Genomic DNA, 12,829 nt, shown 5'->3' on the forward strand with positions numbered 1-12,829 from the left:
CCTCTGACCGCAGATAATAAAAAACCCGCTCAGTGGCGGGTCTGTGTTATTTCAATTCAATTCCGGCTCGCTCAAATGCTTCAGGTGCAAGCTTTTGCATATCCTTGAGTGTCATCGGTTTAAAGTTTTTGTGTAGCTGTAATTGTGCAAATCGCTCAGGCGACAGACCACCATCACGAAATAGCTTTCCTCTCGTTGGCCCAAGTATTAAATCTTGGCGCTTTGCAGGCTGGCGAGTTAACCACTCATAATAATTTTCTTCCCCCCATTCAGACCTGCCAACTGGCCTAGTGATTATCAAATCCGCAAACCTATCATTAAGAATTGGTAATCGCTGACTTCGGCAGTTAGGATGCAATGGCGGCATTGGACCAACACCAACCGGATATCTACTACCAGATAAAGCCCTACACGTAGATGAGGTTTTATTGTCCAGTATGGCGCTAAACTCTTCCTCTTTGATTAAATCGTCATTCTCCTTATAAAACTCCTGAGCTGCGCAAGTATGCGCATGTTGAATAGCCGTATTTGCAATTGTTCGGTAGTTATAAGTGATGCGAGATATTGTTGATGTTGTAACCTGCGACCTATCAATTGCAGCCCCGTTAATAGTCGCCTGTAGAGTTTGAATATTACTTTGTGCAGCCATAGCCAAAACGGCCTGATTTTCTACTTGTTGGACTGAACTATTCACCCAAGATGATACAAATTTCTTGAGAAACAAAGAGCCACCCCAAGCGGTTAATATCAGCGGCACATTTAAGATGGCTTTTTCAACTTTTTCAGGGCTAGGCTTGCTTACTTCATTTGTCACTATCTGCGATAAGCTATCAACTTCAAGCTGACTTGATTCGACACCAATATCGATAACCGATTGCAGTAAATATTCAGAATAGCTGGTAAGAACTGGTGATAACTCTCGCTTTAACTCAGCAATGATGGCATTTAGTTTTGATCTCGATGTTATCTGACCTGAGAAATTAGCTAACGCCTTAGCAACAGCCGCCCTTAACTCTCTTTGCATTGCCTCACTATCAACAATGCCAGCTTTGAGGCGTTCTAGGAGAATTTGGATCATCATTGAGTTATCTAACATCAATTGTGATTGCATATTCACCTCTACATCATTGAGTTAGCTCGCGATAATTCTATCTCTTCGATAACATCCTCAGCTTTTTCATCTTGCGGGATGATATTGATGCTTTGCAGGTACTTCACAAAATCAATCATTCGCATAGCACCAGATTGCAGAGCAGCAAGTAAGGCTGTAATTGCTTGAGAGTCTAATTGTGCAATATCGTAAACTTTGTTCAATTCGATAGTCGCCTCACCGCTTCCTGCAAACTGAATGCAGAAACCAAGCGCTCGGTTAAATGCCTGCTCCACATTACCAGCACACAATGAAAGCACAGAATTATCTGTTTGCGCCTCATCCTGCGCCTGTGTAGCTGTTCTAGCCGATGTACCGCGCTCAACCAACTTAGCCCCTAGCATTGCCATTTGCTTCTCTCTGCGCTCCGCTAGCGTGATTTGGATATTCCTATCTTCTGGTTGGGCGAACTTCATATCACCACCGACAGGAAGTAATACACCTTTACGTGAGCCTACATTAAAACCATCTTTGAGATGATCTTGCACCCAAGTATTATCTAGACCAGTTAAAGCAATCATTGGCTGACCAACCGTGTGAGCTGACTCTGCAATATCTGCTTCGGCTTGGTAATGCTTGATATTTAAGTAAGCTATATCAGCAAGCGGTGGGGCGTCAGGGGTATGGTCATTGTTCATAGAACCAATCCATGACCACGGTAATTCACTCAAGGGCCCCCCAGAAGCATCACTCAATACAATCCATTCCGTAACCTTTATATCACCGTCTTCATACCAACGGCGTGAATGAGCCACATCATCAATAAGCCGTAATTCAATCCAATTCTTCTGCATTTTCAGCTCAAAATCTTCGGTATCAACGGGCTCTTGATATTGAAGAACAACAAGTGATGTTTTCCCGTTAGTCACTCGCCAGTTAATGATTTCTTTTGCTGTAAACAATCGAATGTATGGGCGGCCTTTATTAGCTTCAGATTGAATACCTGAACCGCTAAAGTCGCTTAATAATCCTGCACGTCCACGCTGTAAGTTTTGCGATAAAGCATCTCTTATCATTTGCGTTAATGGCTGGCCTTGACCATCGATGTCAGTTTCTAAATATTCAACGCCTCCGCTTACGCTAATCTTTACTGGCTTGCCAAATGCTATACCGAGTAGGCCACTTAACGTTCTACCCGTAGCATTAAGGAATGAAGCTCTCGCCAGATAACTCTTGTAACGTGAGTTATCTTTGTCATCGGCTTCTTTTTTATCCGCTGGATGTGGTAAGTATTTTTCTTTTTTACTTTTTACAACTCGTTCGCCATCAACACAATCGCCGATCATGTCCCACTCAGGCAAAAACTCGCTGTACGCTGGATGTTTATAATCAACGTTTGTATTCATATTAGTTCCAGTTGAATTCTAGTTTCTCGGTTAGTCGTTTAACGTTCCGTCTACTTACAGCAAAGTAACGGAATCCATCAGCATCATGTGATGTATAGTCATGAAGCGGCTTATCTTTCCAGCATCCCTTTTTGTCATCCCACTCTTTACGATAGGCTTCAAGGTGTGCGATTCCCTCGCTGCATTTATGCTCATCAAAAGCACAGTAAGGGAGAATTTCACGTACAGCCTCAATACCCTCATCAATAGACACTCTCGGCACGACATTAAATCGAATTGAGTAAACCTGCCCGTCAATTTCATACCCTTCACGGGCTAATTCTTTCCGTGATTTAGCATCAGAGCCAAATTCCCTATTCTCAATATCGTGGGGTCCATTGTGACTCTCGTATGTGTAGCCTTTATCTTTCAGCACTTTCATATAGTGACGAAGACCTTCACCACTGTTTGAGTAATGGTCGATAACGTGAAATTCCTCACCAACTTCACGAATAAACCAGATTGATGTTGAGTCACCTACGCCGATATCCCAATACGTATGCACAGGTAAGTGTGAATTATCAGGGAGTGCGCCAATGCGTTTATTTTCATATAGGAATCGGAATTGCTTAGCGTAATAAGCACCTTCAACCGATTGCTGAAATGCCTCAGACGGTATTGACGGATATTCCCGCTTCATATCGTCGCCGAGTGTTTTCTCTTTGGCGTAATACCATGCTTTCTGGCGCTCGTTTAATTGAACACCATACTTACTAGACATTTCATCGAAGTAGTCAACTAATCGCTGCGGTAATTGCTCGACAGGGTTAATGGCATATTCAGGATTCTTCCACCATGAGAAGAAAAAGAATTTCCAGTCTAAGTTAGAGAGAGTCTTGCTCTGAATTTGCGCTTTCTCAGCAGACTGGCAATAATCATAGAAATAACCCGCTCGACCTTCCGCTGTACTTTCAATCGTCGTAAAACAATCGCTTGATACTGCCTCAAACGCACCAGTGACAATCTCACGGGCTTTCTCTGGATACTTAGCGCATATCTTGCCGAACTCAGATACATGTAAATATCGGAGTGTACCGCCACGAAATGACGTGCTGATATAAAGCGACCCACCTTTACTAAAAACCAATTCACCAGCCGCGTCATTGCTTGCTGGATTTGCTGCTTTAATTTCATCAGGTAGTTTTTCATAGGCATACTTTATCTTTTCCCTGAATAGCCGCTTAGCATCATTTAGCGTATGAGCTATCAGTGCGCATTTAGCCGCTTCAAATAGTGCAGCGTCTAATTGGATGATGCAGACCTCAGTCGTAAAACCAAGCTGACGAGCCTTTAAGATAATGTTTCGCGTGTGCATCCCTTCAAAATATTCAAGCTGCTCAGGCGTCATTTTAAATCGAACTGGCTTACCTTCTTTGTTGGTGATCCAGTAAAGATGATTCAATCGCCAGAGCTTATCTCTCAATAATGCAAGATGTTCTGGCTTCATGGTTATTCCTTAGATAAGTCGTCCATTAGTTCTGATAGCTGGCTAGCTGTCTTATTCGGCTGTACGTCATCTAGCCCATAAGCTTGACGCTCAAGGCCAACTAGATTTTTAAGTGTTTCGCTTAATGCTTTGACTGACTTAACGCGCTCAGGGAGAGAAATAATTGAGTTGTAAATTTCATTTAGCTTATCGCGCCCGTTATCATCAGGACTAAACATTAGCTCGCCCAATTTACTTAAAGCTGGCACATCGGCACATTCAGCCGATAGCTCATCAAATAAATTATTGGTCAACTCTCTTGCCCTGCGAATATCTCCCCTGTGCTCCATGCGAACATTGGCAATAACCTCGGCATTGGCCTCAATCAGTTGCCGCTCAGAAATAGCCTTTTCGCTGGAAACCTGCTTGGAAACCTCACGTTTGGAAACCAAGGAATCCGCCTTGGACTTTATTTTTGCGTTAAGGTCTCTTTCCCACCCCTCTACATTGGCTTTCTTCCTTATTGCAGTATGCGATACGCCATGCTGTGAAGCTATTTCTCGGAGTGACATCACGCCAGCTCGGTAAGCCGACTCGATGGCCTCCCAATCTGGTCTTTTAGCCATAATGTTTCCTTATAGAGAGAATTCTTGAATCTCACCGCCACTATAAACATCTAGCGATATTGCTACCTCCACAGCTTCTTTTGCTGTCTTCCCGCTTTTCATTGCAGCCATTGCGTATACGTCACCAGAGCCAATGGCAAACATATCCCCAACTCTAAATATTGATGGGAGTATATCGCCCTTATCTTTGCTTAGTCCGTATGCTGCCCCTTTGTTTGTTACTGCAATCAAGCAAAAATCTACAATAGATGCGAACTCAGATTCGTAAGTGATGCCGTCATGAAGCTTGGATATAACCTCATCAACGCATGATGTGTCACCAGTAATACCGATGGCTTTAATTTCACTATTATTTATTACCCACTTACCATGTTGAGGCTGATGTATCTTCTGGTTGTTTAAGCTTGTTATCATGCTGCCAACTTGAGATTGGCTATCTGCTGCTAGAGTTTCGCCATCCCATGCTATTGTTGTCATACACACCTCAATCAGAACAATTAACTGGTTATGTTTATATACACTCGGCAACCAGTGATACCTTTGCCGTCATAAACTTATATAAAGCTCTATTAACGCCACTCCATGAATGACGTTTGTAGAATTTTATAAAATGGTTATTCTGCTACTTCATCGTTGAATAACGTTTTCTTTGTTTCCTGCACTCGTTGATAGACAGAGTCAACTTTCGTTAGCGTGTCTACGCTGCCGTTATCAAAGTTGCCGTTGTTGCTATTCCACAGCTGGACAAATAACTCATATTCAAGTTGGTCGTCGTTGATTAGTTTAATTGCCTTTGCGGTTGCTGCGGTGTTATTGCCTGTTAGCTTAAGTAAACCTAAGCGGATTTTCTCTTTTGCTGTTAGTTCAGTAGTCATAAATTGCCTTTCTTTAGGTAATAAAAAACCCGCACTAGGCGGGTCATTGTGAATTCTTGTTGTCTATTTAATATCCAGCGGCTTATCGCGCATCGACTTAGGTATTTCTCTTTCACCATACTCCTCGGCTATTGCCATTATCTCTCTGTATGGCCTAGCGAATGGGCCAACTACAACAGTGATGTTTTGGCTATCAGCTTCTTCTGGCGTTAGTTTCATGGTTTCGGCTGTCATTACCAGTGCAACTTTTAATGCAGCACCAGTCCAAGGTAAGTGCTTAATTAAATCGTCTGGCTTATCCATCACTCATACCTCATTGATTGAATTAATTAGCGCCATTTCACCATAAAAAAGGCCGCTGAGCGACCTATTGAATTTGATTTGAAAACTCCATTTCCGCGAAGTCTTCAAGCAAGCCCGATATTTTATGTATTGCCTCATTGGTTAGCTCTTCACTCATGCACCAAGAAACTAGCACTGTCGGATCTGGTAGGTATTCTCTTTTCAGCATATTGAAGAACAGCATACTTAATTCAAGGTCGCTTTTATAATCTTCCCGATAGTATGATGTTAAGAAGTTGGCCAACGACTCAACGCTAAACTTAATATCCCCTAGCGATGAACGAAAAACAGGCCGCTTATGCATGGCGACCTGCCTAATCAAAAATAACTCGCTGACTACTAATGAAACGATTTCTACTTGCTTACTGTAATCTTGCTGCATGTTGCTCTCCATGCGCTGAAGGGTAAAGCAATTGCATTTGCCCTTTAACATCAAAAGCAGCCATACAACGAGCATCAAAGTCTTTGTAGTCAACAGAGCTATTAGCAATGTTTGTCACTGCAACCATTTGCTGTTCTACCGCATGCAAGGCATCACCTTTCAGGTACTGATGGATTTTTTCTCTGTCGCCTTTATTTTCTTTGACAGATTCATAGACATAATCAGGCAATGCAACGCCATAAACCCATTTAGCTGTGATACCAGCGAACAATAACGGACAACCGCCAACATGACCAAAATAAGGAGTCCCTGACATCTTTGATAGCGCTCTGTAATAGGGTTCTTGAAATCGCTTTTCCCATTCAGTGGCCTCTTTATATGTTAGTAACCCAATAACCTGATCTTCGGTCAATGTCATACTCTGTGACATCAACATGTTTTTAATGTGCCGGTCACAAGCGCGAGCAAATTTTGGTGATAACCATCTTGCGAACTCAATTACTAATTCAGGATGGATCCAAGTACCGCCATGTCGTCCTTTTTCTACTCGAACTAAAAGGGGAGAAATCTCCTCTTTAGAATTATACGCTTCAATATCAAGCTCTTTGCCAACCTCATAGATATACTCTTTAGTTGATGAGACCCTTAACCAGTCTTTGGTTAGTTTTCCAAAGTGCCTAGCTGCTGCTGTGGCATTAACCCAACAATCGCCATTAAACGGGATCAGAGTTTCGTCATACTTCATGGGTACGATTTTAATCATTACGTTTCTTCCTATAGAAAGTGAACCTGTTAGCACAGAAAAGCCGCCCCAAGAGAGCTCGCCAGCTATAACGGCAGTTCTCAGGATCACTTTCTGTAGGCTCTTGGTGTTTTAGATGTGCGTGCTATGCACAGAGTGAAATGCGTACTACTGATTACAAAACTTGAATAAATGTAACTTTCTTTTAACTTTACTTTCGTAACGTAACATTAAGAGGGGTATGGTTATTACATCGCTAAGTTATTAACTTCATATATATTCCTACACTTTTAAGCCTCAACACCAGGGGCTATTTTTTTGCCATTAAAAAACCCCCTAATTGGAGGCTCATATTTGTAATATCCGTTTGAGATTACTACCTTTTTAAGGTTGTGGTCATTCATGATTAACGTATAGTTGCGTTACATTCATGAACTGTTATTCTCGCTTCGCCCCGATATTTGGGGCATTTCTTTGTTGTTCAATTTCCCGTATTGCTTTCTTGTCCAAGTTGCACTTTGCTATTGAGTTCATGGAATCAACCAGCAACTGTGGCATGTCACCCCAATCAACATTTTCAGGAATATCAGGCTGAGGACAGTCAGCGGTTAGATGCGCTGGTATCGGTACCGGTTGAACGGGAATCAATACCTCTTTTGTATTTCCGCAGCTCACTAACAACATCATCGGGCACAGCAGTATTAGCGCACTCATTGTCTTTGAGCACTGTTTTGATAACAGTCTTAACTTTGACATGTTCTGAGTCCTCTAATTGCTTTGCTTTGACGTTGGCTTGTGAAATTCGGTCAAATATAGAAAGCGTCCGGTAGGCATTAAAAACTATCAGGTTACTCTCTATAATCTTTTGGTCTTTCTGGTCGCTTAGTTCTTTCTCATGAGCTAATGCAGATAGAATCCAGAGTGAGAAAAACAGAAACGCAGCAAGCCAACCAGTGATTGGGCTAGTTATCCATTTCATGCTGGAATCTCAACATGAGGCGCATCAATGAACTTAGTTTCAATCGGTAGTGATGGGTCATTCTTCCAGTTGATGCCAAAGCGCAATTTAACGCCTAACTCATCAGCGGCTTGCTTAACTGCTTTCAATAGCGGTTTAAACTCATCAACCTGCCATTTAGTATTCACAGGGATGATATCTACTGCATGACCTGTTAAGTGGCGGCTATTCATCGTTTGTGATTTACCCGTAGCGACTAACTCTTTTTGTCTTGCTTGAGTTCGCATGCCTTCAATGACAATGAAATCGACAGGTGTTATTTCCAGAGTGCGACGAATGACTTTCACTAAATCAGGATTGACGCCCTTGAGATTGCTTTCGCTTCTCTGGCTGAATTTGAAATTACTCATCGCCTAGTTTCCTTTTAAATTTACGCTCAATTGTTTTTACGAACTCCGCACCAGACCAGCCAGCAATGCCAGCTATACCGCCTGCATATTCAGGAGCCCATTGAAAATATGACGCAGCAAGAAAAACGAATGAGCCAGCAAACACGGATACCAGAGCCTGAGCAATGAACATCCAGAGACTAAATTTCTCACCATTAATGATTTTGTATGCATAACTGGCAATAGAGCCTAATAGCGTCATGATTACGATTAATAACTCTCTCGCCCAGCTATAACTGAAGGGGTCTTTATAAGGCATTTTCTTCATACCTCCCCCTTAGCTTGGGGCTGATTAAAGTTAATAGATAGCCGCGCACAATCTCTATGCGTCAATTAAGTGTGTGTGATTAGAATTCTGTGGCGGCGTATACGAAAAAAGCCGCACTAGGCGACCCCTTGAATTTGAACTTGTAAGGATTACTTACAGGTTGGAATTTTGGCAATAAAAAACCCACGCTGTATCGAGCAACGTGGGCTATACACGGGAGTACTTTATGTGGTTAAGCCAACCTAAGAACAGTTAAGGCAGCTTACCTGATAAGTATTGTCCATTTGGTCATTGCAGTCAATAGCAAAGTTCAGTTATTTTTCTAACTTTAGCTACACGTTTACGACTGTTCATTGCATTTCGTAGAGGTTCGTACAATAACCACTGGCAAGCTTTCAGTTTTTCATCAACTTCCCTTCGGCATGTTCGCAATGATGGAACCTTTACTTTTCCTCCTGACCTTGTGTTCATTTTGCGGGGATTTGCAACCTTATGGTAGTAAGATGCTATCGAAAGCTTGGATGCCCCATGAGCGTAATAGCTGAGCAATATTTTATAAGCCTGCTCGTCAGTGGCGATGATTGAATCTACGACCTGAGAAATCAACATTCCTTCATCGTCACTGCACATTGGTCTGGATGGTGTACTGTTTGGCTCGACTGTTCGCATGAATTTATAAATCATATTTATCATACGTACATTCAATCGCCCTGAGTGAACCCAAGCGCCCCACAATTCAAGCCATCCGTTAAGCCAGTCGAACTGATCCTTAGTTAACTCTTTCTCTCCGATGTAGCTCATTTAGCCTCCTGAGATTCTTTATCTTTCCATCTGTCGCCGCCTCTATGCCTGACCATTAATCTACCGTTGATAATAATGTGGCTTTCAGCGCTAGCATCACGAACATACTTTCTGATAGTTCCTCTATTCGCTCCGATTACCCGCCCCACCTCAGTCATATTCCCGTAATACTTAATCAGCAATTCAGGAATGGTCGTAATCTCAGCCTGCATCTTTCAGCTCCTTCAATTTCTTCCTAAAAACCTCTTTGATGGTTTTGCATTCATCAATAGTCCACTTGTGGCGCTCATGGTCGCACTCGATAGACTCAACGGCTTTCTGCCCTATTCGATTAATAAGCTCTACGCGATATGGGACTAGATTTCCCGACTTGTGTTGATTACAAACAACGCATTGCCGATGGATATTGCGTTCATCGAACCTCAGTTGTGGAGCCGCAGCGGTAGTCCGATAATGACCAGCATCCCACTGAGCAGATTGAAACGTTCCGCATGATATGCATGGCAAATCACGGTCTCTTTCTCTGATATATGCGTTGACGGCTTGTTGTGCTTGTTTAATCCAATAACTGCGGGGTTTTACTGCTAACTTGCGGGCTTTGAGTTTATCGCGGTCTTTTACTTCTTTTTGCTTCTGTTCTTTCTTGAGTTTAGCTTCTAGTTTTTCTCTCTCCTTACTTCGTCGTTTGATTGCTAATTCTGCTCCATGCTCCGGACTACACCACTCTATATTTTCGTACTTTGGATAAAACCACTCTCTACATATTTTGCAGCGCCGTCGCCTTGGGTTAGCCATATTTAACAGCCTCCACAAAAATACAAACAGCGGTAACTATTAGGCCAACAATGAGACCAAAGAATAATTGCTTCTTCATGCTCTTACCTCGCTCAATAAAGAATCCATGCGTTTTAGGAGTGCGCTACCCATACCTTGCACATTGGTTTTTTCGACATAGACCATTCCACGCCCTACTATTTCGTCGTCTATTTTCTTAGGTGCTGACTTGAAAACTTCGGTAAACTCACGTTTAACAATCTGCACAGCATCAGGTGATATTTTGTATCTCAATGTACCTTTGCTTTTCCCTACAACCGACACAGCCGCAAATTTACGCATTAGGCTGATAATGTAACTTGCCGTTGAGTAAGGGATTCCTGTTATGTTTTGCGCTTGCTTTGCGGTGAAATATTCAAGCTCTCTAACCGCTTTGATTATTTCAATCGCGTTCTTGCCTTGCTGAGTCATAACTTCTCCTTGTTTAGGTTGTGACGATTTATTAGCTCTCTGCGTGATTCGTTCAGATAATCAATTACCCTGTGTAATTCATCTAAACGTTCATCTAGTTGCTTTAGTTTTTCTTCTGGTGTCATTTTCTCGTCCTTGCTGTTCGGATGTGGCGGCTTTCGTTGATTGATTTCATTGGGTTAAAGGTGATATTGCTTGGCGGTGGCTTGGGTTTGCTTTGATGTGTAACTACGAATATTGATTTAGATTCAATCGAATTTAGCAAGCATTTCACGGTGACTTACCTCCACTTCATCAACAAGTCTATTCATATACCAACGGGCTTTTTTCAAATCTTCGACCGGGTTAATTTTCTTTTCATACCGCCAGATATATTTTTGGATGTTACCCTTGAGATATCCCAAGAATGCCTCGTGTGTCATGCTAGCCTTAATAGCTTCTATGCATTCAATGCCGCCTGATGCGTAGTGAGCTGGGTTATTTACGTTATCTTTCATCTCTCTTGCTGCTCCTTGAGTTTCATGTATTCGCTGTCGTTTGGGATGATGATTGGAATGCCTTTCTCAATGCACCATGCTTCGTGTTTCTCCATCATGTAGAGCATCCGTGCTTTATCCATCTTGCGGGTTTTCTCACGCTCTCCGTTTTCATCACGACCTAGCCAGTGACCAACAAAATACTCGTGTGTTTCTTCGTTAGTGATTGGCTTTGATAGAACAACCTCACCAGCACCATTTTTAATATCAATGACAACGCCACGCGCACGCAGCCAATCGCCTGTGGTTTCTATCCACATACGCCATGTTTTGTTCATTGGTATTGTTCTGAGTTCACGCCATTCGGTGATTTTGATTCGGTAACGTTTACCAGTTTCTGTTACTTCTGAGAGGGTTTTAAAAATGCCTTTGAGATTGGATTTGTGGAGACAGATGTCATCTGTCAATTAGCCTCCTGAAGTGATGCGGGTATTTGTACTTCTTCACCTAGCTGATACAAAACAACAAAGCGACAAATTGCTTCTCTGTAATTAGAGCCATGTCCAATCGGGTAATCACTATCATCCCTTGGTGATGTCGAGGCGCGTGTCGCTGAGTAAAAATCTTCATAGATGCTTAATTCAATGCAGTACTTTTCAAGTAATTCTCCGCAGTGCTCCCATTGTTCTGAGTAATGCTTCCTGTATGCATCTTCCCTGTGAGCTTCTCCATTTGCCTCTATAACAGCCCAGTCTAACGCCTTGCCTCTTAGCTCTCTCGTTCTTACTGTTTTCATCATTCACCCTCTGGCATTGGTGGGAGTGGCATCCAGTGAGTTATTGGATAATCATCATCTTCATAAAACTCATCGTTATCGCTGATATAGTGGCAGTAAGAACGCGACCAGACCCAACTTTCAAAACTTGAATCTGAACGCATGAACACATGCCATACGAACTTGCCATTCCAAAACCATCCAGCGAACACTGGAGTGTCTAGCTCAGGCAATCTCTCACTCACCTTAACCCAATTAGTTCCCTGCATTAGATGCCTCCATCAAATCAATAGCCTCATCAATTCTTGCCTTGAGGACTTTCAAAGATTCTATTGAGCTGGATTTAATCACTACTAATGTGTCCAAATCATCCGTTGTAGTTCCTACTGGAAAATGAAAGGGATCACCACCAATATCTCTCTTCCCGTCATGCCTATTTGAGATTGCTATACCAGTGAAATCCATTTCTTGGTATGTGACTGTCGAAATTACTTTATCGCCAGTTCCTAGTGTTATTTCTAAGTATTTATTGCTCATATCCAACTCTCCCTCTGTTAACGTTGTTCCTTTCATCACTCAACCCTCTTGTTGGTCACACTTGCAACCGCTGTTATCAATGCCCCAAGGGAATAAAGTATCTAGCTCAGTAAACCAACTTTTGCATTTGTCACAATAAAACACTTCCCACGGCATTCCGTACTCAGATAGCCATTCAGTAACTTGTGGTGTGATTTGTATCGGTGGGATGCAAGAAACATCGAAGTTTTTAATTTCAAGCTCTCGCTGTAGTGATTCAATTTCTAATCGTTGGTTTGATAATTTAATTCTTGAGATAACCCTTTCGGTTTTTAGCTCCCGGTTTTCCTCGGTTAGCTGCTTGCACTTGGTGAATAAATTTTCTTTTTCCATCTCATCTAGAAGTCCTTATG

23 protein-coding genes are annotated in these 12,829 nt (G+C 42.2%); all 23 read right to left on the minus strand.

Annotation, left to right across the window (positions count from 1 at the left end; translation table 11 throughout):
- Positions 1–46: 46 nt before the first annotated feature.
- Positions 47–1,111, minus strand: coding sequence for a minor capsid protein (locus PSF09_RS02530; protein ID WP_272683430.1), 1,065 nt, complete (start codon positions 1,109–1,111; stop codon positions 47–49).
- An 8-nt stretch (positions 1,112–1,119) separates the two neighbouring features.
- The gene (locus PSF09_RS02535; RefSeq protein ID WP_272683431.1) at positions 1,120–2,496 is read right to left on the minus strand and encodes a DUF4055 domain-containing protein; all 1,377 of its coding nucleotides are present in this window, start codon (positions 2,494–2,496) and stop codon (positions 1,120–1,122) included.
- 1 nt (position 2,497) lies between these two features.
- Positions 2,498–3,982, minus strand: a complete 1,485-nt coding sequence (locus PSF09_RS02540; RefSeq protein ID WP_272683432.1) for a terminase — start codon at positions 3,980–3,982, stop codon at positions 2,498–2,500.
- A gap of 2 nt (positions 3,983–3,984) precedes the next feature.
- Positions 3,985–4,587: a hypothetical protein gene (locus PSF09_RS02545; RefSeq protein ID WP_211889568.1), complete on the minus strand. Its 603-nt coding sequence runs from the start codon at positions 4,585–4,587 to the stop codon at positions 3,985–3,987.
- A gap of 9 nt (positions 4,588–4,596) precedes the next feature.
- A complete protein-coding gene (locus PSF09_RS02550; RefSeq protein WP_272683433.1) occupies positions 4,597–5,064 on the minus strand; it encodes a hypothetical protein in 468 nt (155 codons plus the stop codon).
- A 137-nt stretch (positions 5,065–5,201) separates the two neighbouring features.
- The gene (locus tag PSF09_RS02555) at positions 5,202–5,462 is read right to left on the minus strand and encodes a DUF2560 family protein (RefSeq protein ID WP_036983118.1); all 261 of its coding nucleotides are present in this window, start codon (positions 5,460–5,462) and stop codon (positions 5,202–5,204) included.
- Positions 5,463–5,525: 63 nt separating this feature from the next.
- Positions 5,526–5,765 carry a hypothetical protein gene (locus tag PSF09_RS02560; protein WP_272683434.1) on the minus strand — a complete coding sequence of 80 codons (240 nt, stop codon included), beginning with the start codon at positions 5,763–5,765 and terminating at the stop codon, positions 5,526–5,528.
- A gap of 64 nt (positions 5,766–5,829) precedes the next feature.
- Entirely contained in the window at positions 5,830–6,186 is a 357-nt protein-coding gene (locus PSF09_RS02565) for a hypothetical protein (protein WP_272683435.1), read from the minus strand.
- A complete protein-coding gene (locus PSF09_RS02570; RefSeq protein WP_230233083.1) occupies positions 6,167–6,949 on the minus strand; it encodes a KilA-N domain-containing protein in 783 nt (260 codons plus the stop codon). The genes PSF09_RS02565 and PSF09_RS02570 overlap by 20 nt, the downstream gene beginning before the upstream one ends.
- A 417-nt stretch (positions 6,950–7,366) precedes the next feature.
- Positions 7,367–7,642 carry an Rz1-like lysis system protein LysC gene (gene lysC, locus PSF09_RS20410; protein ID WP_442959951.1) on the minus strand — a complete coding sequence of 92 codons (276 nt, stop codon included), beginning with the start codon at positions 7,640–7,642 and terminating at the stop codon, positions 7,367–7,369.
- Positions 7,530–7,907: a hypothetical protein gene (locus PSF09_RS02575; protein ID WP_272683436.1), complete on the minus strand. Its 378-nt coding sequence runs from the start codon at positions 7,905–7,907 to the stop codon at positions 7,530–7,532. Before PSF09_RS02575 ends, lysC begins: the two co-directional genes overlap by 113 nt.
- On the minus strand, positions 7,904–8,296 hold the full coding sequence (locus PSF09_RS02580) for a M15 family metallopeptidase (protein ID WP_272683437.1): 393 nt from the start codon (positions 8,294–8,296) through the stop codon (positions 7,904–7,906). Before PSF09_RS02580 ends, PSF09_RS02575 begins: the two co-directional genes overlap by 4 nt.
- Complete coding sequence (locus PSF09_RS02585) at positions 8,289–8,603, minus strand: phage holin family protein (protein ID WP_226619035.1); 315 nt, start codon at positions 8,601–8,603, stop codon at positions 8,289–8,291. The genes PSF09_RS02580 and PSF09_RS02585 overlap by 8 nt, the downstream gene beginning before the upstream one ends.
- Before the next feature lie 297 nt (positions 8,604–8,900).
- A complete protein-coding gene (locus PSF09_RS02590) occupies positions 8,901–9,404 on the minus strand; it encodes an antiterminator Q family protein (RefSeq protein WP_272683438.1) in 504 nt (167 codons plus the stop codon).
- Complete coding sequence (locus tag PSF09_RS02595; RefSeq protein WP_048606447.1) at positions 9,401–9,616, minus strand: hypothetical protein; 216 nt, start codon at positions 9,614–9,616, stop codon at positions 9,401–9,403. The genes PSF09_RS02590 and PSF09_RS02595 overlap by 4 nt, the downstream gene beginning before the upstream one ends.
- Positions 9,606–10,199, minus strand: coding sequence for a recombination protein NinG (locus PSF09_RS02600; protein WP_272683439.1), 594 nt, complete (start codon positions 10,197–10,199; stop codon positions 9,606–9,608). Before PSF09_RS02600 ends, PSF09_RS02595 begins: the two co-directional genes overlap by 11 nt.
- A gap of 75 nt (positions 10,200–10,274) precedes the next feature.
- Complete coding sequence (locus PSF09_RS02605) at positions 10,275–10,649, minus strand: hypothetical protein (RefSeq protein ID WP_272683440.1); 375 nt, start codon at positions 10,647–10,649, stop codon at positions 10,275–10,277.
- A 248-nt stretch (positions 10,650–10,897) separates the two neighbouring features.
- On the minus strand, positions 10,898–11,146 hold the full coding sequence (locus PSF09_RS02610; RefSeq protein ID WP_272683441.1) for a DUF3310 domain-containing protein: 249 nt from the start codon (positions 11,144–11,146) through the stop codon (positions 10,898–10,900).
- The gene (locus PSF09_RS02615; RefSeq protein WP_036963872.1) at positions 11,143–11,592 is read right to left on the minus strand and encodes a hypothetical protein; all 450 of its coding nucleotides are present in this window, start codon (positions 11,590–11,592) and stop codon (positions 11,143–11,145) included. Before PSF09_RS02615 ends, PSF09_RS02610 begins: the two co-directional genes overlap by 4 nt.
- The gene (locus PSF09_RS02620; protein ID WP_272683442.1) at positions 11,589–11,921 is read right to left on the minus strand and encodes a phage protein NinX family protein; all 333 of its coding nucleotides are present in this window, start codon (positions 11,919–11,921) and stop codon (positions 11,589–11,591) included. Before PSF09_RS02620 ends, PSF09_RS02615 begins: the two co-directional genes overlap by 4 nt.
- A complete protein-coding gene (locus PSF09_RS02625; protein ID WP_109911128.1) occupies positions 11,921–12,169 on the minus strand; it encodes a DUF551 domain-containing protein in 249 nt (82 codons plus the stop codon). Before PSF09_RS02625 ends, PSF09_RS02620 begins: the two co-directional genes overlap by 1 nt.
- Positions 12,156–12,473 (minus strand): hypothetical protein, encoded by a 318-nt coding sequence (locus tag PSF09_RS02630; protein WP_272683443.1) that lies wholly within the window; start codon positions 12,471–12,473, stop codon positions 12,156–12,158. Before PSF09_RS02630 ends, PSF09_RS02625 begins: the two co-directional genes overlap by 14 nt.
- A 3-nt stretch (positions 12,474–12,476) precedes the next feature.
- Positions 12,477–12,809: a hypothetical protein gene (locus tag PSF09_RS02635; RefSeq protein WP_206086961.1), complete on the minus strand. Its 333-nt coding sequence runs from the start codon at positions 12,807–12,809 to the stop codon at positions 12,477–12,479.
- Positions 12,810–12,829: the final 20 nt, after the last annotated feature.

This window comes from Providencia sp. PROV141 (assembly GCF_028481645.1).
GTDB lineage: Bacteria > Pseudomonadota > Gammaproteobacteria > Enterobacterales > Enterobacteriaceae > Providencia > Providencia rettgeri.

Coding starts and splice junctions, on each gene's coding strand:
- PSF09_RS02600 (WP_272683439.1), bottom strand. CDS start 10,199: ATGGCTAACCCAAGGCGACGGCGCTGCAAAATATGTAGAGAGTGGTTT.
- PSF09_RS02560 (WP_272683434.1), bottom strand. CDS start 5,765: ATGGATAAGCCAGACGATTTAATTAAGCACTTACCTTGGACTGGTGCT.
- PSF09_RS02610 (WP_272683441.1), bottom strand. CDS start 11,146: ATGAAAGATAACGTAAATAACCCAGCTCACTACGCATCAGGCGGCATT.
- PSF09_RS02620 (WP_272683442.1), bottom strand. CDS start 11,921: ATGAAAACAGTAAGAACGAGAGAGCTAAGAGGCAAGGCGTTAGACTGG.
- PSF09_RS02540 (WP_272683432.1), bottom strand. CDS start 3,982: ATGAAGCCAGAACATCTTGCATTATTGAGAGATAAGCTCTGGCGATTG.
- lysC (WP_442959951.1), bottom strand. CDS start 7,642: ATGAGTGCGCTAATACTGCTGTGCCCGATGATGTTGTTAGTGAGCTGC.
- PSF09_RS02570 (WP_230233083.1), bottom strand. CDS start 6,949: ATGATTAAAATCGTACCCATGAAGTATGACGAAACTCTGATCCCGTTT.
- PSF09_RS02530 (WP_272683430.1), bottom strand. CDS start 1,111: ATGCAATCACAATTGATGTTAGATAACTCAATGATGATCCAAATTCTC.
- PSF09_RS02630 (WP_272683443.1), bottom strand. CDS start 12,473: ATGAAAGGAACAACGTTAACAGAGGGAGAGTTGGATATGAGCAATAAA.
- PSF09_RS02545 (WP_211889568.1), bottom strand. CDS start 4,587: ATGGCTAAAAGACCAGATTGGGAGGCCATCGAGTCGGCTTACCGAGCT.
- PSF09_RS02565 (WP_272683435.1), bottom strand. CDS start 6,186: ATGCAGCAAGATTACAGTAAGCAAGTAGAAATCGTTTCATTAGTAGTC.
- PSF09_RS02555 (WP_036983118.1), bottom strand. CDS start 5,462: ATGACTACTGAACTAACAGCAAAAGAGAAAATCCGCTTAGGTTTACTT.
- PSF09_RS02635 (WP_206086961.1), bottom strand. CDS start 12,809: ATGGAAAAAGAAAATTTATTCACCAAGTGCAAGCAGCTAACCGAGGAA.
- PSF09_RS02595 (WP_048606447.1), bottom strand. CDS start 9,616: ATGCAGGCTGAGATTACGACCATTCCTGAATTGCTGATTAAGTATTAC.
- PSF09_RS02535 (WP_272683431.1), bottom strand. CDS start 2,496: ATGAATACAAACGTTGATTATAAACATCCAGCGTACAGCGAGTTTTTG.
- PSF09_RS02550 (WP_272683433.1), bottom strand. CDS start 5,064: ATGACAACAATAGCATGGGATGGCGAAACTCTAGCAGCAGATAGCCAA.
- PSF09_RS02575 (WP_272683436.1), bottom strand. CDS start 7,907: ATGAAATGGATAACTAGCCCAATCACTGGTTGGCTTGCTGCGTTTCTG.
- PSF09_RS02580 (WP_272683437.1), bottom strand. CDS start 8,296: ATGAGTAATTTCAAATTCAGCCAGAGAAGCGAAAGCAATCTCAAGGGC.
- PSF09_RS02590 (WP_272683438.1), bottom strand. CDS start 9,404: ATGAGCTACATCGGAGAGAAAGAGTTAACTAAGGATCAGTTCGACTGG.
- PSF09_RS02585 (WP_226619035.1), bottom strand. CDS start 8,603: ATGAAGAAAATGCCTTATAAAGACCCCTTCAGTTATAGCTGGGCGAGA.
- PSF09_RS02625 (WP_109911128.1), bottom strand. CDS start 12,169: ATGCAGGGAACTAATTGGGTTAAGGTGAGTGAGAGATTGCCTGAGCTA.
- PSF09_RS02605 (WP_272683440.1), bottom strand. CDS start 10,649: ATGACTCAGCAAGGCAAGAACGCGATTGAAATAATCAAAGCGGTTAGA.